The organism is Dyadobacter luticola (assembly GCF_005860805.1).
Lineage (GTDB): Bacteria > Bacteroidota > Bacteroidia > Cytophagales > Spirosomataceae > Dyadobacter > Dyadobacter luticola.
In genome coordinates this window covers 1,981,083-2,000,422 of record NZ_VCEJ01000002.1, presented here as the reverse complement: position 1 = coordinate 2,000,422, position 19,340 = coordinate 1,981,083, and the positions used below count along the sequence as shown (strand labels likewise).

Genomic DNA, 19,340 nt, shown 5'->3' with positions numbered 1-19,340 from the left:
GATTCTTTGTTGGATAGGTGTTGTGAATGCTATTTTCTGTCAGGAAAAGGTATGATCAGCTTTTCGCCTCTTTCCGAAATGTCTTTGGATTTACCATTTGCCTTCATAATCGCTTCTTTGGTAACGCCATACTTGCCGGCTACCACGCGAAGAATATCGCCGGGACCGACTGTGTGGACCGCTTTTACCTGCACTTTTAGCTTGGTTACCCCGGATTTGATTTCAGAAACCGAAGAGTTTAATCCCTGCAACGTTTCGGTTTTTAAGTTATATCTGCTGGCAATGCTAGAAAACGTTTCGCCGCTTTTCACGGTATGCGTAATCTGCTCTCCGCCAATCGATGCCGCAGAAATTGCGGGCTTTTCTTCTTTTTTAGGTTCGTCTTTTTCAGCTTCCTTCGGCTTTTCTGTTTCGGTATCTTCGTCCGATTTGATCGGCTCCGCGGCAGGTTCGTCGGTGATCGGCTCGGCGGCGGCGGCTTCCGCAGTAGAGTCGACTACCACCGAAGTCAGCTCCTCGGAATTGGACGAACTGTCAGAAATATATTCGTAACCGACATAGAGCATCGCCAGTACCAAAACAACCAAAACCAGCAATGTTACGATAGGCAAGTTGGATTTTTCAGTAGGACGGATATTTCTTTTCTTCGGGAATTCGTCTTCCATAACCTATTCGGGATTCAATTTTTAGTGGAGCTATTGTAACACGAAAATACTAAAGACGTATTAGTTTGCAAGTTGATTTTTCAATTCATCATTCATCGCCGCGACTTTTTCCTTAAGGCTTTCTTTAAACAAATCAAGGCGTTTTCCGACCTCAGAATCAGTCGCTCCAATAATTTGCGCTGCCAAAATTCCGGCATTTCTTGCACCGTCCAGAGCCACCGTCGCCACGGGTACGCCGGAGGGCATTTGCAGGATTGAAAGTACCGAATCCCAGCCGTCAATGGAGTTGCTCGACAACACCGGCACACCAATTACCGGCAGCGAAGTAAGCGAAGCAACCATGCCTGGCAGATGCGCCGCGCCGCCAGCGCCGGCAATGATTACTTTCAATCCGCGACTTCTCGCATTGGACGCATACGCAAGCATACGCTCAGGTGTACGGTGCGCCGACACGATTTCCATTTCATACGCGATGCCCAGCTCCGAAAGTGCGTCTGCGGCCTGCTGCATCACCTTTCTGTCCGAAAGGCTTCCCATGATAATTCCAACCATATTGTGTTAGGGTTTTTTACTGATCACCCGGATATTCTTTTTTACAAAATCAACCTTATCCTTCAAAGCATGAATGTCGGCATCCATAATGGTAATGTGCCCCATTTTTCGAAAAGGTTTTGTCACGGCTTTCCAATATAAAAAGGGAAAAACCTCTTCCGTCGACAGTAATGTTTCCATGCCTTCGTACACTGCGGGACCTTCGTAGCCATCTTCGCCCAACAAATTCACCATCGCCGAGGGGCCGTAAGCATGCGTACTACCCAGCGGCAGGTTCAAAATCGCCCGCCAATGTTGTTCGTATTGTGAGGTAGCATTGGCGCGGATTGTGTGGTGGCCACTGTTATGCGGACGAGGCGCTACTTCGTTAATCAGCACTTCACCCTCGGGAGTAAGGAAGAGTTCCACTGCGAGTAAACCCACAATTTGAAAAGCCTCCGCCGTTTTCCGGGCAATTTCCTGCGCTTTCTGATTTACTGATCCTGATATTTCCGCAGGTGCAAAAAGGTATTCGACCAGGTTGTGTTCCGGGTGAAAAACCATTTCCACGGTCGGGAATGTCGTGATTTCACCGCTTGCATTTCGCGCGACGATCACCGCGAGTTCTTTTTCAAAGGGTACCGCTTTTTCAAGCAATCCCGGTTTATCAAATGCTTTTTCAAAATCTGCTTCCGAACTCAGCCGTTGAACGCCGCGACCGTCGTAACCGTCTTTGCCGAGTTTGTGAAATGCGGGAAGAAAAGTGGTGTGTTTGGCTGCGTCTTCGCGATTTTCGGTTAAGATAAATTCGGCGGTAGGCAGCTGGTTGTCCAGATAAAATTGTTTCTGAATGCGCTTATCCTGGATCTGGCGGATCACGGAAGGCTGGGGATACACTTTTTTGCCTTCTTTTTCGAGTGCTTCCAGCGCCTCTACATTTACTTTTTCAATTTCAATGGTGATCACGTCCAGGTTTTTACCAAACTCATAAACAGTCTGATAGTCTTGTAAAGAACCTTGCTGGAAGTGAGGGGCAATTTTTTTGCAGGGTGCGTCGGCATCGGGATCCAGGACGTGGATATCAAGATTCCAGTCCACAGCGGCTTGTAAAAGCATTAACCCAAGCTGGCCGCCACCAAGAATTCCGATTCGGGATGAAAGCATTGCGGCGTCAAATGATGAGTTGCAAAATTGGCTTAAAAACCGCTAACATAAAACTCAACCGGCATGTTTCGCGCAATTTTCAAGAATTTCGACACGCCCGAACCTACTTCATCAGGCGGATGAGCGCGATCTCGGTAAGCAAAAAGAAGAGCGCCGCGTACAGAAAATATTTCCACAAGGTAGTGCCCATATTTTGCTGCTCAAATGCAGTTGAAAAGGCGTCGTCGTCGATCTTATCGAAAACCTGCACATTCTTTTTGCCTGAGAATGCCTGGCGCAGTTCGTCCGGCGAGTAGTATTGCAGCTTTGATTCTGCATTGTTGTGGTTCAAGGCGATGATCTGCTCGGTTTTATTATTGTTAACCAACTCATAATAACCTGCCGTCAATCCTTCGCCGAGCTGGTCGCCTTCCGGAATTTCCAGCAGCAGTTGATTGCCCGCAATCCGCTGCACAGGGATGATCTCGGTTTTGTCTTTTCTCAATTTATAAACCGGATTCGGCCCCGCATTTTCGACTGTCAGGCTGATCGGATTTTCATCAAACTTATAGGACGTACGCTGCGCCCGGACGCTGGAAGCAGCGATTTTATACATAATCGGCACAAAAATGGCGTGCTGCGCCATGGTGCCAAATTGTGGACTGAGCGGCGCGGCAAACAGGTACACTTTTCCATTTCCGGTGGAAACCTGGTTCAGGTAGGTCTGCCCGCTTCGCATCGATAGCAGCGGCTGACCCGCATTCGCCCAGCTCCAAGTGGGTGAGGCAGAGGGTAAATTCAAATTCAATTCCTGCCGGACGGATTCTTCAAAAACATCACTGAAAAACGGATTATTCCGGTCGGGGGCGGCGAGTGGGAGCGGGGCAGGAGCAGCATTTCCGGCAACATTTAATCCGCCAATACCGAATCCGCTCAGAAAACGCGCATAACTTTCAGCATTCGCAGCAGTGGGTGGTACCACGGCCAGGCTTCCACCTTTTTTGACAAAATCCTGCAAATCCTGCGGCAGCGAGCCCGAAAGCTGGGTTACTCCTTCGAGAATGACGAGGTCAGAACTTTTGATCAAACCCGGATCCACATTCTGTGCGCTGAAACTTTGTAGCGCGAAAAGGCTATCATTATCGTACACATTCTCAATATAGTTCCCCTCAAACTTTTCCCCGTAAATGTGCAGCACGCTGATCAGCGGCGAGGAATTCAGGACAAAAAAGTAATCATTGTCAAAGGTTACCGGGAAATCGTCGAAGGTGATCTGCCCCTTTTTAAAACCTTTGCCTTTTAAATTGAAGTTGAACTTTGCGGTCGCGCTACCATTTGCGGGTACATTGGCGGAGGCTGTGGAAGCCTGCGTGTTGTCGAGGCTAAGTTTCAAGACGACATTCTTGGCTTCCTCGGTGCCTGAGTTACTGACTTTTACGAAGAGAATGTTGTTCTGCAACTCCCTGATAAACGGGGTATTGAGCCAGGCGGAATCCACGAATACATTCTTCTCGACCTGGGCCTGGATCGGTACCAGGAAAAGCTGGTTGGTCGAGTCGATCTTTAATTCTGATAAATTCCCTGCCGTACTTTTCTGAAAATCAGAAAACCAGAAAAACTGGTTTTTACCGCTGCTCTGGTGTCTTTCTGCCAAGTTTTCCTGCCGCTGGTTTACCTGCGACAAGGTGCGCGGCGTATTGGAAAGTCCGATGGTAGTCAGCCGGTCGCGGAGCTTTTCGGCTGGATAAATACCTTGTTCCTGAGCGGAAAAATCGTTGGTAACCAGTTGCAGGGATGTGGCATTTTTAAAAATTCCGAGCAGGTCGCCGAGGCGGCTGGTGGCAATGTCGAGGTAGCGTTTGTTGTTGAGCTCGGTTTCCATGCTCATGGAATTGTCGAGGTATAGGCTTGTAATTCCCTTTCTGTCAACGGCTAATGTACTTTTTGCGGGAAGAAACGGCTGGGCAAAGGCCAGGGCGAGGCAAGTTATGGCGAGAATCCGCGCAGCCAAAACGAGCCAATGTTTGATCTGGCGCACAGATCTCGTCTTGGTATCGACGGCTTTCAGGAAGGCAACATTGGTAAAATAAACCTTCTTCGTGCGCCGGAAATTGAATATATGTATTGCAATTGGAATAGATACAGCCAGCAAACCCCACAAAAAAGAAGGAAAAAGAAAACTCATTTAGCTTGATATTATCGTGTTTCACCCAACATACCTGATCCGGAGGCGTCCGAATGTTCAACGCAGTTACCAAAGACAAATTACACTTATTTCTCCTAACTACTTTTTATTTCCCCGCCTTTCTGATTGTCGCCCGCTTTTTTCTAAATTTGCACTTCATTTTTCGGAAGATTATGGATACAAATCCTGAAAAACCCGAATAGTTAATTCTAAATCAAGTTATGGCCAAAGTTTCGGTAAACAAACATCAACCCGTCTATCAAATGCCCACGAACCCGGCTGCGGTTCGTACTAAAAAATACGCACTACCTACCAAGAAGTATATTAGCCTGGCCATGCGTTATTTTTTCAAGACACAATTGAAATGGATTATGGTGCCCCTGGCGCTGCTCCTGATCAACGCTGTTTTGAACCTTACCGACGTTTATCCCAACATTTGGATTTACATTACCGTCGTCGTAGCCTCTATATTATATGTACTTTTCTGGCTGGTCCAGTTTACGGGTATCACCCAGCTGGCGCAATACAAGCCGATGTTCGAGAAGTTTTCATACGAAATTGATAACCGCCAGATCCTGATGAAGCTCAACCAGAAAGAAGGGAGCGTAATGAAATGGGAGCAGATTATGGAAGGTTACAAAGATGAAGACGCTTACGTGCTGGTGATTTCAAAAGGGCAGTTCCTGCATTTACCATTTTCGATTTTTACTTCCGAGCACGATATCAAGGTTTTTGAGCGGATATTAAAGCAAAAAGAAATTTTGAAATCTGAGAAGGTCGAGGAGAAGAAATAAAAAGATAAGAAGTAAAAAAACCTGATTCGGAAGAATCAGGTTTTTTTTGTGTGTTGTGAATTACAATGTTATTTAAGGCTTGCGGCTTCATGTTCCTTGCCGAATTTTTTCTCCCCGGCGTTGATCTCCACCGAAAGGTGGTTGGCAGCTGGCGGGATCGGGCAATTATAGCCGTCGCTGTATGCGCAGTAGGGGTTATAAGCCTTGTTAAAATCAAGTACGTAGGTGTTGTTCTTCAAGTCGGTCGTTTTCAGGTCAATATAGCGTCCGCCGCCGTAAGATATTTGTCCGTTGGTCTTGTCTTTAAAAGGAATGAAAAGGTAATCCTTGTATTTGGCAACCGATTGAAGGCTTAAACTTCGGTAAACATTCAATGTTTGTCTCCGGCCATTTACGCGGAATTTCAACACGCCGTATCGTACGTAGGTTTTGTTAACGCCGCTGTATGTTGGCATTTCAAAAGACTGGCCTCTTTTCCGCTCAAATTTTGCTACCACTTTATAATTAGAGTCCGGCTCGAAGAATTGCAGATACCTTAAGTCATCCTTTTTCAAAGGCGAATTGGACGTATGCAAAAATTCGTCCCGGTAGTTTTTTCTAAAAGCTTCGGTTTCGCTGGCAAAATTCTGTGCGAACAGCAGCGATGCCGTAAGGGTCAATAAAAAAAGTGTGCAAAAAATGTTTTTCATAATCTGGAAAAGCAACCCGGCGGATAGCGATACGGCTAGCCGCCGGATTTGATAAATTTAAAAATACACTTTATTCTGATTATTGTGCCGAAATCTTTCTGATTTTGGACTCGTCAATGTTAAAATGCTTCACCACTGCATTGTAATCTTTGAAATCAACCGTTCCGTTTGTTCGGGCTGCAAAATCCGCTGGTACCACTACGATGCGGAATTCCTGGTTTTTGGTATAATCATCAGACAGCGTCGCTCTGTTTACATTACCATCAAGGAAAATCGAGAAGTCGTTTTTCGTTTGGTCAAAATTATAGGTTAAAATACCGCCATTTGTGAAGAAAGCTGTCTGAGGCAATAGTCTGTAAGCATTTACGTCCTGACCTTCGGATTTAACAGTTCCCCAAAGAATGTAAACCAGCACGGCGTCCGACTCCAAAACTTTGACTTTCGCCGCAGCGTAAGTCAATCCAAACTGATAGTCCTGATCGGCAGTGAAGTTCACGCCTGTGAGATCAAAAGTCGTGCCCACGATATCTACGCTTCCACCCTCAGGTCCCGGAGGTCCTTCGGGACCGCGACAGCCTTGAAAGATGGCTACTAAAACAAGCAGTAGGGGGATGAGTTTTTTGTTCATGATTGTGCTAAATTAAAATGTGAATTGGTTTTAAAAATATGGTTTTAGATTGAGGTACGACCATGAAGTTTAATGATACCCCCGCCATTAACGAACATTAACTAAATCAATGCCCGCGACAAAACAAAACCGGTCGGCCGGAGTGCAACCGGCATAGTCTGGAACAGAGATCGATAGCAGTTTATTGTTTCTGTTAATACTATAATAATTTGCGTAGATGGGAGATAGATGTTACTTTTCATCGCATCAAGCATGTTTTTTCTTCAACTTTTAAAAATTTAAAAAACCGGATATGATTAACCGTAAAGCCACAGCCGTTTGGAAAGGTACTGGAAAAGAGGGTACTGGTACCATCAGTACACAAAGCACTGTCCTTGAAAATACCCAATATTCTTTCAACACCCGTTTCGCCGATGGCAAAGGAACCAACCCTGAGGAACTGGTTGCCGCAGCACACGCTGGCTGCTTCGCGATGAAACTTGCCTTCGAATTGAATGCAGCAGGTTTTACGGCCGACGAACTGGATGCAACTGCTACCATTTCACTGGATCCTGCAAAAGGCCAGATCGTAAAAAGCGCCATCGAACTGAAAGCCAAAGTGCCTGATCTTTCTGCTGAAAAATTTGCGGAGATTGCTGACAAGGCGAAAAAAGAATGTCCGATTTCGCAGCTGCTGAATGCGGAGATCACCATGAATGCTGAGCTGATCTGACGTTTAAGTATTCACAACACGCATTAATTCCTACATCACTGTTAACATTGCTGGCCGATGTTTTCAGTGATGTTTTTTTTAAGATATGCTTGCATCTTAAAAAATTTCAAAACATCTTTGTCTATCGAATTAGTAGATTTATAAAGAAGGAAGGGAGAGGTTAGGCTCTATGATCTTCTGGCAACCTGAGACTTTCAAGGTGCCCCAACCTAATTCTATCGATAAATCTGATATCCAACCACCGGATTGAATTGTATTGGAAAATGACCGTCAACTGTCTGAAAAGCAGCGCGGGAGGTTTGCAGCAAACTTTTTCTGTCGATCTCAAAATGTGTTTGGAAAAAACAATCAACATAATCAACAATCAAATGAAAAACATCTTTCTGTTAAGGATCATTTACCGTAATGCAGTGAGCCTTCACAAAATCACAACGATTGTAGAATCCGTTAAGGGAGCGAAAATCAAGCACCTCAATTTTGATCACAGCGGCAAAAGCTTCGTGGGTATCATTGCGTTTGAAGTGACGCAAATGATAGATTTCGAGCAGATTGTCGTCTTGATCAGAAGGAATGGTGATATATCTCAGGTTGAGAGGGTCCCAAGTACAGCTCTGTCCTGTTAAGGCTAATTTGGAACCCTTAATGTGCTGTTATCAATCAGTAGGTTCTGGAAACCGTGGGCTTCGGTTTGCGGTAGTGACGCAGGTTGATCAGCAGGACGCTTCCGAGAATGATGATCAGGCCGGAGATCTGCAAAGGTATGATCGACTCGCCGGCGAAAAACATGCCTAGAATCACTGCTACCACCGGATTAACGTAAGCATACGTGCTCACTTTTGTGGCTGGCTGCACTTTCAGCAGCCACACATAAGCGCTGAAACCAGCAATCGATCCGAAAACCACCAGATACGCCGTAGCCATCCACGCGTCGGCGGGTACACTGGCCAGGTCAAGCGTTTTTGATTCGCCCGAGAGGAAAATGCCAGGGATGAAAGCCACGCCCGCCGCAAACATTTGCCAGGTGGAATTGACCGTCGCCGAATTGGAGACCGAATTGTATTTCGAATAAAGCGAACCACCCGCCCAGGCCATCGACCCGATGACTACCAGTGCCATTGCGAACAAATCGCGGGAACTGTTCAGGGAGGACATGGTAGCTACAATTTTTTCATAAAACAGCAGGATCACCCCGGCAAAACCGATCAGGAGGCCGATAATAGTAGTTTTGTTGCTGAAATTTTCTGTCCATTTTGGTTTATCCAGCAGCACAAACCACAGCGGCGCTGATGACACCATGATCGCCACCATGGCACTCGGCAAAAATTGCTCCACCCAGATAATCACGCCATTTCCAACAAAAAGCAGCAGCAAACCGGTAATGATAGCCGGTTTGGCAATTTTATAGGAAAATACTTTTTCACCCTGGGACAAGCTCCAACCCAGCATTAAAAGAGCAGCGATAATAAACCGGAATGCGCCCAGAAAAAATGGCGGTAGGCCGTGTAACGCCTTCTGAATGAAGAAGTAAGTAGAGCCCCAAACAATGTAAACCGTGGCAAATGCAAGTGCCACGATAAGTGTAGACGGTGTTTTGTTTTCTGTTGCCATGGCCAGGCTATTTTTCTGGTATTACTAAAAGTTGTTCTTCTTTCACGGTTTCCAGCACGATGGTAGTTCGCGTGGAAAGGATATTGGGAATTTTACTGAATGAGTTGCGCATCAATTCCATGAGTGAGGCCGAGTCGGTTGTCCTGACTTTCACGAGATAGCAATCATCGCCCGCAATGTGGTGTACTTCCTGAACTTCCGGGATTTTCGCCAGCTCTTTGGTAGTAACATTGCTGCCAATCCCCTCGGAGGATCTCATAAAAATAAAAGCGAGCAATGTTTGCCGCAAAGCTGCCGGATTAATGCGGGTTGTATATTGCGTGATTACGTTCTTTTGTTCCAGCTTCTTCACCCTTTCCAGTACGGCAGAAGGGGCCATTTCCAGCTCCCGCGCCAGGTCTGCATTCGACATACGCGCATTTTCCTGTATGATCCGGAGAATGTTTAGATCGATTTTATCGAGTACCAGTTCAGGAGCTGTCATTATTCGGGTTTATGGGTTCATTATTGAATTATATTCGCCATAACAGTGAATTTGGCGTTGAACGTTCATCTTATTCTATATATTTTTTAAAAAAATTCGGAATAGATACGTTGTCGGCGGTGTGGCTTAGGTGAAATACTCATGTCTGTTTTAGCGACTGTTTTACGACCGCAGAATAATTGTCAGACTGCCGATAGATAATTGACGGCCTTTCCGGGAGTCTTGGTTGAAAATCTTGCAATCCATTTTCTGTAAAATTGTTTCTCACAACAATTTCTTAAATCAATGAAGAAGCAAAATTTCCCAGTTGCCAGACTATTCGTTTTGTCATCGGCGCTTTTCCTATCACTATTTGCCATGAGCTTTTCCTGCCAGGACCACGTTGTTCCTGAGCGGCCGGTACCGGCAAGGATTACGACATTAAATCCAGCTGTAACAAACAGGACAGTGACATTTAGTCTTCAATTTTCTACACTCGGAACGGTGCCGATCACCGAGTATGGAATCGTATTTTTCAGTGAGGACTTGTTTACTCCTCCCGGACAAATTCCAGTGTTGGATGCAGCGGTCCATGATCTTATAAAATTCACTGAGCCTTTCAATCTGGATGTACATATCAATACAAGAACCTTTGATCCAGACGTGAAGAAAGTGCACTACAAAGCTTACGCCAAGCTGAGCAACGGAAGCACTGCTTATGGAGAACTTAAAGTAGCAAACCTGGATAACTAATTTGTTCACACACACCGTCGGCGGGTATGCGAAAGCATATCCGCTTTTTTTATGTCTATCGCCCAAAATTTATTCTCCACAACAAATAATTTCCATATTTGCAGACACCTGAACCAAACGAAGCACATTATGAATCGACTCCTGCTTTCCGCTTCCCTATTCCTGATTTTTCAATCCCTTGCCTTCGCTCAAATCGACAAAAACGCGACAAAGGAAACCAAAGCATTATACAAAAACCTTGGAATGCTGGCCCAAGACCACATCCTGTTCGGGCACCAGCATGCTACAGAGTATGGGCACGGCTGGGTAGGGGATGAGGAGCGTTCGGATGTGAAATCGGTGACGGGGTCGCACCCGGCGGTGATCGGGGTGGATTTTATGGGGTTGTCGGGGCGGCCGGAAGCTGAGATTGTAAGAACAGCGGAAGCATTACGCAAAAACATATTGGATACATATACCCGGGGCGGCATCACGACGGTCGCCTGGCATTTTGCAAACCCGGCTTCGGGAGGCGGTTTTTACTGGAAAGACTCGGTTTCGGTGGCCGCGATGGCACTGATCAAGCCCGGCGGCTCGCATCATGAGGCCTACAAGAAAACTTTGAAAACGATTGGCAACCTCGCAAATTCCGTGAAAGCAAAAGATGGCACACTGGCGCCGATGATTTTCAGACCTTTCCATGAATTTGACGGTGACTGGTTCTGGTGGGGGAAAGGACACACTTCGAGGGAAGATTTTATAGCCGTCTGGCAATTTACGGTTTCCTATCTGCGTGATAGCGTGAATATTCATAACTTCATTTACGCTTTTTCGCCCGACAATAAATTCAACTCCGAACCCGAATTCCTGGAAAGATACCCCGGCGACGAGTGGGTAGATATGGTAGGGATGGACAATTACGGCGACTTTGGCCGCGATGGAAAATATAACCTGGAAGCTGGTCTTAAAAAACTGAAAATCGTTTCCGCCTATGCCAAGAAAGCCGGTAAACTCGCAGCATTCACAGAAACGGGCCTTGAAAGCATTCCAAATCCAACCTGGTGGACTGAGACATTACTAAAAACCTTGACCGCCGAAAAACTCAATTTGTCCTACGTACTCGTCTGGCGGAATGATACCAAAAGTCCCACACATTATTACGCCCCATTTCCCGAGCAGGTGAGCGCGCCTGATTTTGTGAAATTCTACAATGATCCTTACACGCTTTTTGAAAAGGATTTGAAGGATATTTACAAATGATCAACCTCCCGGGCCATGCTCATCGACCGCAATACCATCAAATTACTCCGCATTCCGTTTTCATTTTTCCTGATGCCGCTGTTTTTATTTGCTTATAGTCAGGCAGAAACGGTAGTGCACCGGCAGGCATTGTGGGCGTTTCTGATCATTCATTTGCTGGTTTATCCTGCTAGTAATGGGTATAACAGTTTTGTTGATAAGGATGAAGAGAGCATCGGCGGGCTCGAAAAACCGCCGATGCCTACGATCCATTTATTTTACCTCACACTTTTTTTGGATACCCTGGCAACCGTTTTGTCCCTGATTTTCGTAAATACATTATTCGCGGTTTGTCTGGTGCTGTACATTCTGGCTTCGCGGGCTTACAGCTCGCGACAAGTGCGGCTGAAAAAGTATCCGGTAGTCGGTTTTTTAACGGTGGCATTCTTTCAGGGCGCGTTTACGTATTACATGTCGATCGCCGGGGTTTCCGGTGCCGGACTGCGGCTCAATCAGGCAAATATATATGTCCTACTTGGCTGCACATTCCAGATCGCGGGGGCTTATCCGCTCACGCAGATCTACCAGCACCGGCAGGATTTGAAAGACGGAATTGTCACATTAAGTTACAAACTGGGCTATCTGGGCACTTTTCTGTTCACCGGGTTGATGTTCTTGCTCTGTAATGTATTTTATTATTTGTACTTTACGGAAAGGGACCTTGGAATGATTTTTTACATCGTCCAGGTATTCTTCATCCCGATTGTAGCCTATTTTGGATACTGGCTCTTCCTGGTTTGGAAGGACCGCACGCAGGCCAATTTTCGAAATACCATGCGGATGAACTGGGTCGCGGCAATATGCATGAATGGTTGTTTCCTTGTACTAATTATTATCGACAGAAATCCTTTGAGTTACCTATCAGCTATTGAAACTGCCGTTCCCGACTATTGCTATTCGCAGGAAGCCCTTTCCGACTTTTACATCAGATCCACAGACGACATTACGAATAAGAGAAAGATCAAAATTGTTGCCGGAAAAACCGGTATCGAAAAGCGCTACTCGGTGCTTGCTGATTTTGACAAAAAGCATGAGGATTTCAATTTCTTCAACAAATCCGCCGACCTGCTTCCCGAACCAAGCCTTACCAAGCGCATGGAAGTTTACCAGCAGGAAGCTACCCGGCTTTCCCGGAAAGCTATCGAGAAAATCCACGGTTTTGAAGAGATTAAAAATAGCATTACGCACTTGATCACAGTCACTTGCACAGGACTTTTTGCGCCCGGGCTGGACGTGGAATTGATGCGAGAGCTAAGATTAAAGCCGACTATCCAGCGCAGCAGCGTTAATTTTATGGGCTGTAATGCTGCGGTGATAGCATTGAAAAATGCGGATGCGATTTGCAGAAGTCAACCCAACGCGCGGGTGCTGGTGGTATGCACCGAACTTTGCTCGATTCATTTTCAGAAACAATATAATGATGACTACCTACTTTCGAACTTGCTTTTTGGCGACGGCTCGGTAGCAGTTTTGGTCGATTCAAAGCCTTCGGGCGAAGGTTTGCACAAGGTGGAGATCGATGGTTTTAATTCGATGATCTTGCACAATGGCTACTCGGATATGGCCTGGCGGCTTTCTGAGACGGGTTTTATCATGAACCTGTCTTCCTACGTTCCCGATCTGATCCGGAAAAACATCAAACCGATGATGTCGGCGACAGGCTTAAATCCGGACGATTTCAAGCATTGGGCGGTGCATCCTGGTGGAAAGCGGATTGTGGACGATTTCGCGGCGGCGCTCGAACTGGATAAATGTTTGCTGATGCCGACTTATAATGTGCTCAAAAATTATGGCAATATGTCTTCGCCGACGGTGCTATTTGTTTTGAAGGAATTAGTCGAAAAAGCCAAGCCGGAGCATAAAGGCAACCGGATTTTTGCTGCTGCATTCGGCCCCGGGCTGAGCATTGAAACCATGCAGCTCCGGTATGTTTAAAACAAGGAGCGGCGAGAAAGAACTCTTGGACCAGGACGAGATACCTGCCGAAGATTTGTTTCAGAATTTACGAGAGCTGGATTTCATAAACCACTGGCTGGGAGGATATAACATTTCATTTGCAGCTTTAAAAAAGGTTTTGAAAAAAGGCCAGCCATACATTTTAGCCGACATTGGCTGCGGCGGCGGAGATACCTTGAAACGGATTGCCAACTGGAATGCCAAAGCAAATTTCGATCTTAATCTGTACGGCGTAGATCTCAAACCAGTCTGCATTGAGTACGCCACAGAAAATCTGAAAGGCAAATCGGTAACATTGATTTGCGACGATTACCGCCAGTTGTTCAATCACTTACATGAAGTCGATATCATTCACGCCTGTCTTTTTTGCCATCATTTGAATAAAGAGCAGCTAATTGAACTGATGCATTTCACATTGCAACATCGCTCGGTTTTAGTGATCAACGATCTGGAACGCAATCCCTTGGCTTACTATTCTATTAAATGGCTGACAAAGCTTTTTTCAAAATCCTACCTCGTCAAGAATGATGCGCCGCTCTCGGTTTTGCGGGGTTTTAAGAAAAAAGAATGGCAGGAAATTATTAAGGATGCGGGCGTAAAAACCTTTTCCATCCGTAATAAATGGGCATTCAGGCATGAAGTGATCATCTATGGAAATGCAGGATAATCCTTACCATTGCGCGATCATTGGCGGCGGGCTCGCCGGTTTGTGCCTGGCTATCCAGCTCGCGGACAAGGATTTTTCCGTCATACTTTTTGAAAAAAATACCTATCCTTTCCATAAAGTTTGCGGCGAGTACATTTCGTTAGAGAGCCGCGATTTTCTGAAAGAGCTCGGGTTACCCTTTGAATCTCTGAACCTTCCGATCATTAATAAACTGGGAGTCAGCTCGGAACGGGGATTTATGCTCGAACATGATTTGCAATTGGGCGGCTTTGGGATTAGCCGATACAGTCTCGACAATTATCTTTTTCAAATCGCGGAGAAAAAGGGTGTGACTGTTTTGCAAAACTGTAAAGTGCGCAATCAGCAGGATTTCGGGACGGGTTTTCATCAGGTCCAGACAAATCTGGGTGATTTTCGTGCAAAGGCGGTCTGTGGAAGTTATGGAAAATATACGCCGAATTTCATGGGTGGTCAGGATGCAGGGAAAGAGCTAGACTCGGCTAATTATATTGGTGTTAAGTATCACATTAAGAGTAACTTAGCCGCCAATCGCATCGAGCTGCACAATTTCCAGGACGGTTATTGCGGTATCTCAAAAGTGGATCAGGACTGGCATTGCCTGTGCTATCTGACAACCGCGAAAAACTTGCGGGCGCATGGAAAGAATGTGAAGGAAATGGAAAGGCACATTCTCCATCGGAATCCTTTTTTGAAAACTTACTTTACAGAATCGGAATTTATTTATGATCAGCCGCTGATTATCAGCAATGTACAGTTCAGTAAGAAGCATACAGACTTAAATGGTGCGTTTCTGCTGGGCGACGCCGCAGGATCGATTACGCCGCTCTGTGGAAACGGGATGAGTATGGCAATGCGCGCCTCTAAGTTGCTGGAGGCTGAGTTAACCTTATATTTTGGGAAGAAGCAAACCAAAGAAGAAGCCCGCGAACATTATAAGGCTGCCTGGAACAAAGCATTTCTCTCGCGAATCACCGCAGGCTATTATTTGCAAGGCTTATTTGGCAAAAAATGGACGACGGATTTGGCGCTCCGCACCTTGGCGCACCTGCCAGGATTGACTAATACGCTGGTGTCCCTGACGCACGGCGAGCCTTTCTGAAATGGACTTCTACAAACTATTTGGGGTAAAAGCCGGAATTTTTGTGGTTTGATCGGAGGGAAAGTGTCACGAATGTTTATGAAAGGAATGTTGCCCAGACAAACTATTTACAAACCCGACTTTTGCGACTCGATCTTTGATAAAACTTCATCAAGACAGATTTTAAACCACTCCGTATAATTTTCCGGGTGTGCTTGCATATCCGTTTTCAAAGTTTCAGCTGCTACATAACGGTAGTCGCTCACTTCCAGCGGGTCAAGGTTTGGAATTGCATCCGAAACTCCCCAAAAAACATGGTCATATTCATTTTCTGTGAGCCCGTTTTCCAGATCTGCACAGTATTGAAATGCAAAAAGAAAGTGCAAATCGGTACGTATGCCCATTTCTTCCGCCAATCGTCTGACAGCGCCTTCCTCGGTCGGTTCATCGGGAAAAGGATGGCTGCAGCAAGTGTTCGACCATAAGCCCTCTGAGTGATATTTGCCGAATGCACGCTGTTGAAGCAACATTTCGCCTTTCGAATTGAAAATAAAAACCGAAAATGCGCGGTGCAGGAGACCTTTTTGGTGGGCTTCCAGCTTGGGCATCAGGCCGATAGCCAAGTCATTTTCATCTACAAGTACAACCTGATCATTCATATAATAGGAGTTTGGGGCTTAGCGTACCGGCACGAGCAGGACGGCCATTGATTTGACAACAAAAAAACGTCGCAAAAGGTCAAACTAATGCCCTGCGGATTCTACAAACGCATGAGAAGCAATATTTTAAGCAAAAAATATTTTTGTCTTTTGATTTTTGATATTATAAATATCTTATATTTGATTTTGTAAATATCAACATTATGGGCGCTCAGGATATATTTTGGTCGGTTAACATTAAGTTTCTTCGTCTTCGTCAACGGCTCAGCCAGGAAGCATTGGCTGAAAAGCTCGGTATCAGCAGGGTAAAATTGAATGCGCATGAAAGCGGCAGGACAGCCAATCCCACCGTCGACGACCTGATTAACTTTTCCGAATTCTTCCGGATGAGTATCGACAGCATATTAAAAATCGATCTTACCAAGCTTTCGGAACAGAAAATCAAGGACTTGGAGGATGGAAGCGAGCTTTTTATGAAAGGCAGCCAGGTGCGCGTGCTCGCGATTACGGTCGATAAGGACGAGAATGAGAACATTGAATATGTGCCGGTGCACGCCAAAGCCGGGTACCGCTCGGGATACAGCGATCCTGAGTTTCTTTCCGCTTTACCCAGGTTTAATTTGCCTACGGTTCCTAAAAACGGCACATTCAGGATGTTTCCCACAGTAGGTGATTCCATGCTGCCAGTACCTGAGGGCGCGGACATTATTACCCGATACGTGCAGGATTGGACTTCTTTAAAGCCGGAAACACCGTGTATCTGTATTTTAAAAGGGGACCAGGACTTTGTTTTCAAGCAAGTGACGATTAATAAGGACGGAACATTGCTGCTGCAATCATTTAACAAGCAATATTTTGCCTACACCGTACCTATTTCTGAGGTGATCGAGCTTTGGGAGTATTACAGTTTCCATAGCAAGGAGTTGCCAGAGCCGCAGTCCGATATGCAGCAGTTGATGCGCATGTTGCAGGAAATGCAGAACGAGATCAAAGAAATCAGGGGCCGTACATCGTCCAAATAATTGTAGGAGGCCGTTTTCTGTCTTAAAATTCTTCAATTTTTCGTCTTGGATTAATAGCCCTTAATTCTCTTGTTAAATTTGGGTTAAAGGAAGAATTTGGTGCGACGCTGTCGAAAGAGTACAAGAATATTCGGTATCTGTGCTGTTTTTACGGAGTATTTTGTAGAATAGTTGACTGCAGATATAAAATATTCTTGATAAACATATTAGATGAAATTCCCGATTTTGCTGCGTACTATATTGATTTAGTGCAATTTAGGTAATCATATAACCCCTGATTTTTCCTTTATTACCCCAAAGTTCCAAGAACTGGTCACAAAAAGAATATCTAATTTTTTGAGGGGACATAATTTCGTCGAGAAATAAAAACTCGACTCGACAATGTCCTCTAAATTTTTACTGCTTTACACACTTGCTTGCTCTGTACTAGGCACTTATCAGGCTCAGGCTCAGAGCCCCACCGCACCCGCATTAGGATTTAACATTTTCACAAAAGGCGATCTTACCGTAGCTCCCAACGAAATTGAAGGCCCCGTGGCCGTCGGAGGGAATTTGTACCAGAATGGAAATTATCAGATTACATTCAATAAAAGCAACGGTGTATATTTTGTAGACGGCGTATCCATCGGCCTGGCTGTACGCGGCGGGGTAAAGATGAACAACGGATCACTGAAAGTAGATGGTAATAATTACGTCAAGATCGGAAATGGTACCCCGAACACCTCCGGCTTGACAAACTTAAAAGTCTGGTATACAGACAACAATGGTGCCGAATCGACCATCCGTATCACGGATGCAAATGGCGGTTTCGATAGCAATCCCAATTTTATTATTAATTCAAATGTCAGCAGCTTCAAGTCTGGCTACAAGGTTGGACCTTCCAACAACCCGGTATTTGAGAATGTTTTTGGATCCGGCACCGGACAAATTGATGTGGACGCAGCATTTATCCAGCTGATCAAAGCGTCAGGCCAGTTGAAAGATCTTCCTGACAACCTGCCGATCCTGAAAGAAAATGGACAGCCGATCCCCGGCGCAGAAGTGGGGCCTTACCTGACGACAGGTATTTTCGACCAAAACCCGGTGATTCAAGTGGATCCAAATGCCATCAATGTGCTGACGGTTTCGGCTGCGGTTTGGAATAGCATTAATAATATCAATTTCAAAAATGTGCCTTCCGGACCTTCTCTGGGTACAACGGACACACAATATGCTAATTCCGGCGGTAAGTTTGGTCTCATTATCAATATTGTTGACTTCCCGACTTTATGCGCAAATAATGGCGGAAACAGCGATCTGAAATTCCCAAATGTAGGCGGTCTGGACGATCCAAAGGCATCTTACATTGTTTACAACTTTCCTGACGCTACCAAGTCGCTGACTTTGAAAGGCAATGTGATCTTCGGTTCAATTCTGGCGCCACAAGCGGATGTTTTCAAGAAAAATAATGGAAACCTGAATGGTCAGGTTATCGCAAAATCCTTCGATCACGACGGTCATGAAATCCACTTTTGGCCATTTATCCCCACTGTGACCAAACCGGTTGAAAATGCGATCGAGGTGGTAGCAAACTCGAAATGCTTCAAAAATGCGCCTTACCTGGACTATACGATTACTCCCAATTACGATGTGAAAGGCAAGAAGGCGAAAATCGAATGGATTGATTCTGAGGGAAAAGTGATCCAGGAAGACAATAATCAGGAGCTGACCGGAAGCATTTTGTTCCCTGGCGCGGCGATCGGCAGCGACGGAAGCGGTACAGCGTGGCCGGGATGGGAGAAGCAGGGCGGCAAATGGGTGGAAGTGGTTGACCGTTTCAGTTCGTTGAAAAATGCCGGCGCAACCATCCGGTTAACGGTGGATCCATGGAAAACCATCAGCATTACATATCCCGAATCGGCCGGCAGCTGCTACACGAGTCCTCCTCCGGGCAACACATTACCGGTAACATTGGCCAATTTCACTGCTGAAAAGAAAAATTGTGATGTGAACCTGAAATGGGCGGTGACGGAAGCGAAAGATTTCTCGCACTTTGTTGTGGAACGTTCGTCGGATGCAAGAACATTCAGCCTGCTGACGCAGGTGGATTACAACCCGGCGCAAAGCCAGTACAGTTTTGCTGACTCTCCTTTCGGATCGGAAACCGTGGCCGCGAAAACTTACTACTATCGTCTGCAACAAGTTGATACTGATGGGAGGTTTGAATATAGCGCAATCCGCAGCGTGGATGCCGGAACTTGCGAGAGCCGCCTCGTGGTGGATTTTTACCCAAATCCAACCCAGGACCAGGTAAATGTAAAAAGCTTCTCGCCGCTGAAAAAAGTGGAAATATTCTCCCAGGCGGGTAAGCAGGTTTTCCAGGCAAACCCAGGCAAAAATGAAACCGAGCTGACCGTGAATGTGCAGGCTTTTACCCAGGGACTTTACATTGTGAATGTCGTCAACGAGGAAGGAAAATATTCTTCCAAGTTGCTCAAAAAATAAGTTT

At 45.7% G+C, this 19,340-nt stretch carries 19 protein-coding genes and 1 riboswitch; of the genes, 10 read left to right on the top strand and 9 right to left on the bottom strand.

Going from position 1 to position 19,340, the window contains the following annotated elements:
* Positions 1 to 29: 29 nt before the first annotated feature.
* The 4 genes from FEN17_RS08395 to FEN17_RS08380 all read right to left on the bottom strand — a co-directional run bounded on the left by FEN17_RS08395 (position 30) and on the right by FEN17_RS08380 (position 4,524).
* Positions 30 to 665: a LysM peptidoglycan-binding domain-containing protein gene (locus tag FEN17_RS08395; protein ID WP_138364817.1), complete on the bottom strand. Its 636-nt coding sequence runs from the start codon at positions 663 to 665 to the stop codon at positions 30 to 32.
* 60 nt (positions 666 to 725) lie between these two features.
* Positions 726 to 1,217: a 5-(carboxyamino)imidazole ribonucleotide mutase gene (purE, locus tag FEN17_RS08390; RefSeq protein ID WP_138364816.1), complete on the bottom strand. Its 492-nt coding sequence runs from the start codon at positions 1,215 to 1,217 to the stop codon at positions 726 to 728.
* A 6-nt stretch (positions 1,218 to 1,223) separates the two neighbouring features.
* Positions 1,224 to 2,360: a 5-(carboxyamino)imidazole ribonucleotide synthase gene (locus tag FEN17_RS08385; protein WP_138364815.1), complete on the bottom strand. Its 1,137-nt coding sequence runs from the start codon at positions 2,358 to 2,360 to the stop codon at positions 1,224 to 1,226.
* A gap of 103 nt (positions 2,361 to 2,463) precedes the next feature.
* Positions 2,464 to 4,524: a BatA domain-containing protein gene (locus FEN17_RS08380; protein ID WP_138364814.1), complete on the bottom strand. Its 2,061-nt coding sequence runs from the start codon at positions 4,522 to 4,524 to the stop codon at positions 2,464 to 2,466.
* Between the two features lie 263 nt (positions 4,525 to 4,787).
* On the opposite strand from FEN17_RS08380, the gene FEN17_RS08375 reads away from it, so the two are divergent.
* Positions 4,788 to 5,318, top strand: coding sequence for a YcxB family protein (locus FEN17_RS08375; protein ID WP_138364813.1), 531 nt, complete (start codon positions 4,788 to 4,790; stop codon positions 5,316 to 5,318).
* A gap of 68 nt (positions 5,319 to 5,386) precedes the next feature.
* On the opposite strand, the gene FEN17_RS08370 is transcribed toward FEN17_RS08375, so the two are convergent.
* Positions 5,387 to 6,007, bottom strand: coding sequence for a DUF1684 domain-containing protein (locus FEN17_RS08370; RefSeq protein WP_138364812.1), 621 nt, complete (start codon positions 6,005 to 6,007; stop codon positions 5,387 to 5,389).
* 79 nt (positions 6,008 to 6,086) lie between these two features.
* Positions 6,087 to 6,635 carry a hypothetical protein gene (locus FEN17_RS08365; RefSeq protein WP_138364811.1) on the bottom strand — a complete coding sequence of 183 codons (549 nt, stop codon included), beginning with the start codon at positions 6,633 to 6,635 and terminating at the stop codon, positions 6,087 to 6,089.
* Positions 6,636 to 6,927: 292 nt separating this feature from the next.
* On the opposite strand from FEN17_RS08365, the gene FEN17_RS08360 reads away from it, so the two are divergent.
* Positions 6,928 to 7,347: an OsmC family protein gene (locus tag FEN17_RS08360; protein ID WP_138364810.1), complete on the top strand. Its 420-nt coding sequence runs from the start codon at positions 6,928 to 6,930 to the stop codon at positions 7,345 to 7,347.
* 135 nt (positions 7,348 to 7,482) lie between these two features.
* A riboswitch (SAM riboswitch) is annotated at positions 7,483 to 7,575 on the top strand.
* 140 nt (positions 7,576 to 7,715) lie between these two features.
* Positions 7,716 to 7,970, top strand: a complete 255-nt coding sequence (locus FEN17_RS08355; protein ID WP_138364809.1) for a hypothetical protein — start codon at positions 7,716 to 7,718, stop codon at positions 7,968 to 7,970.
* A gap of 34 nt (positions 7,971 to 8,004) precedes the next feature.
* Here FEN17_RS08355 and FEN17_RS08350 read toward each other — a convergent pair whose 3' ends face one another.
* Positions 8,005 to 8,955: an EamA family transporter gene (locus tag FEN17_RS08350; RefSeq protein WP_138364808.1), complete on the bottom strand. Its 951-nt coding sequence runs from the start codon at positions 8,953 to 8,955 to the stop codon at positions 8,005 to 8,007.
* A 7-nt stretch (positions 8,956 to 8,962) separates the two neighbouring features.
* Positions 8,963 to 9,439: an Lrp/AsnC family transcriptional regulator gene (locus FEN17_RS08345; protein ID WP_138364807.1), complete on the bottom strand. Its 477-nt coding sequence runs from the start codon at positions 9,437 to 9,439 to the stop codon at positions 8,963 to 8,965.
* A 285-nt stretch (positions 9,440 to 9,724) separates the two neighbouring features.
* On the opposite strand from FEN17_RS08345, the gene FEN17_RS08340 reads away from it, so the two are divergent.
* The 5 genes from FEN17_RS08340 (at position 9,725) to FEN17_RS08320 (ending at position 15,192) form a co-directional block, all read left to right on the top strand.
* Positions 9,725 to 10,171: a hypothetical protein gene (locus tag FEN17_RS08340; protein WP_138364806.1), complete on the top strand. Its 447-nt coding sequence runs from the start codon at positions 9,725 to 9,727 to the stop codon at positions 10,169 to 10,171.
* A 129-nt stretch (positions 10,172 to 10,300) separates the two neighbouring features.
* Positions 10,301 to 11,410 (top strand): glycoside hydrolase family 26 protein, encoded by a 1,110-nt coding sequence (locus FEN17_RS08335; protein ID WP_138364805.1) that lies wholly within the window; start codon positions 10,301 to 10,303, stop codon positions 11,408 to 11,410.
* 15 nt (positions 11,411 to 11,425) lie between these two features.
* Entirely contained in the window at positions 11,426 to 13,384 is a 1,959-nt protein-coding gene (locus tag FEN17_RS08330) for a UbiA family prenyltransferase (protein ID WP_138364804.1), read from the top strand.
* Positions 13,377 to 14,072 (top strand): methyltransferase domain-containing protein, encoded by a 696-nt coding sequence (locus FEN17_RS08325; protein ID WP_138364803.1) that lies wholly within the window; start codon positions 13,377 to 13,379, stop codon positions 14,070 to 14,072. The genes FEN17_RS08330 and FEN17_RS08325 overlap by 8 nt, the downstream gene beginning before the upstream one ends.
* Positions 14,056 to 15,192, top strand: a complete 1,137-nt coding sequence (locus FEN17_RS08320) for an NAD(P)/FAD-dependent oxidoreductase (protein ID WP_138364802.1) — start codon at positions 14,056 to 14,058, stop codon at positions 15,190 to 15,192. Before FEN17_RS08325 ends, FEN17_RS08320 begins: the two co-directional genes overlap by 17 nt.
* Positions 15,193 to 15,299: 107 nt before the next feature.
* Here FEN17_RS08320 and idi read toward each other — a convergent pair whose 3' ends face one another.
* Entirely contained in the window at positions 15,300 to 15,830 is a 531-nt protein-coding gene (gene idi / locus FEN17_RS08315) for an isopentenyl-diphosphate Delta-isomerase (protein WP_138364801.1), read from the bottom strand.
* A gap of 203 nt (positions 15,831 to 16,033) precedes the next feature.
* Between idi and FEN17_RS08310 the strand changes: the two genes are divergently transcribed.
* Together FEN17_RS08310 and FEN17_RS08305 are read left to right on the top strand one after the other, a co-directional pair.
* The gene (locus FEN17_RS08310) at positions 16,034 to 16,852 is read left to right on the top strand and encodes an XRE family transcriptional regulator (RefSeq protein WP_138364800.1); all 819 of its coding nucleotides are present in this window, start codon (positions 16,034 to 16,036) and stop codon (positions 16,850 to 16,852) included.
* Between the two features lie 381 nt (positions 16,853 to 17,233).
* Entirely contained in the window at positions 17,234 to 19,336 is a 2,103-nt protein-coding gene (locus FEN17_RS08305; protein WP_138364799.1) for a choice-of-anchor A family protein, read from the top strand.
* Positions 19,337 to 19,340: the final 4 nt, after the last annotated feature.

Coding starts and splice junctions, on each gene's coding strand:
- FEN17_RS08395 (WP_138364817.1), bottom strand. CDS start 665: ATGGAAGACGAATTCCCGAAGAAAAGAAATATCCGTCCTACTGAAAAA.
- purE (WP_138364816.1), bottom strand. CDS start 1,217: ATGGTTGGAATTATCATGGGAAGCCTTTCGGACAGAAAGGTGATGCAG.
- FEN17_RS08385 (WP_138364815.1), bottom strand. CDS start 2,360: ATGCTTTCATCCCGAATCGGAATTCTTGGTGGCGGCCAGCTTGGGTTA.
- FEN17_RS08380 (WP_138364814.1), bottom strand. CDS start 4,524: ATGAGTTTTCTTTTTCCTTCTTTTTTGTGGGGTTTGCTGGCTGTATCT.
- FEN17_RS08375 (WP_138364813.1), top strand. CDS start 4,788: ATGCCCACGAACCCGGCTGCGGTTCGTACTAAAAAATACGCACTACCT.
- FEN17_RS08370 (WP_138364812.1), bottom strand. CDS start 6,007: ATGAAAAACATTTTTTGCACACTTTTTTTATTGACCCTTACGGCATCG.
- FEN17_RS08365 (WP_138364811.1), bottom strand. CDS start 6,635: ATGAACAAAAAACTCATCCCCCTACTGCTTGTTTTAGTAGCCATCTTT.
- FEN17_RS08360 (WP_138364810.1), top strand. CDS start 6,928: ATGATTAACCGTAAAGCCACAGCCGTTTGGAAAGGTACTGGAAAAGAG.
- FEN17_RS08355 (WP_138364809.1), top strand. CDS start 7,716: ATGAAAAACATCTTTCTGTTAAGGATCATTTACCGTAATGCAGTGAGC.
- FEN17_RS08350 (WP_138364808.1), bottom strand. CDS start 8,955: ATGGCAACAGAAAACAAAACACCGTCTACACTTATCGTGGCACTTGCA.
- FEN17_RS08345 (WP_138364807.1), bottom strand. CDS start 9,439: ATGACAGCTCCTGAACTGGTACTCGATAAAATCGATCTAAACATTCTC.
- FEN17_RS08340 (WP_138364806.1), top strand. CDS start 9,725: ATGAAGAAGCAAAATTTCCCAGTTGCCAGACTATTCGTTTTGTCATCG.
- FEN17_RS08335 (WP_138364805.1), top strand. CDS start 10,301: ATGAATCGACTCCTGCTTTCCGCTTCCCTATTCCTGATTTTTCAATCC.
- FEN17_RS08330 (WP_138364804.1), top strand. CDS start 11,426: ATGCTCATCGACCGCAATACCATCAAATTACTCCGCATTCCGTTTTCA.
- FEN17_RS08325 (WP_138364803.1), top strand. CDS start 13,377: ATGTTTAAAACAAGGAGCGGCGAGAAAGAACTCTTGGACCAGGACGAG.
- FEN17_RS08320 (WP_138364802.1), top strand. CDS start 14,056: ATGGAAATGCAGGATAATCCTTACCATTGCGCGATCATTGGCGGCGGG.
- idi (WP_138364801.1), bottom strand. CDS start 15,830: ATGAATGATCAGGTTGTACTTGTAGATGAAAATGACTTGGCTATCGGC.
- FEN17_RS08310 (WP_138364800.1), top strand. CDS start 16,034: ATGGGCGCTCAGGATATATTTTGGTCGGTTAACATTAAGTTTCTTCGT.
- FEN17_RS08305 (WP_138364799.1), top strand. CDS start 17,234: ATGTCCTCTAAATTTTTACTGCTTTACACACTTGCTTGCTCTGTACTA.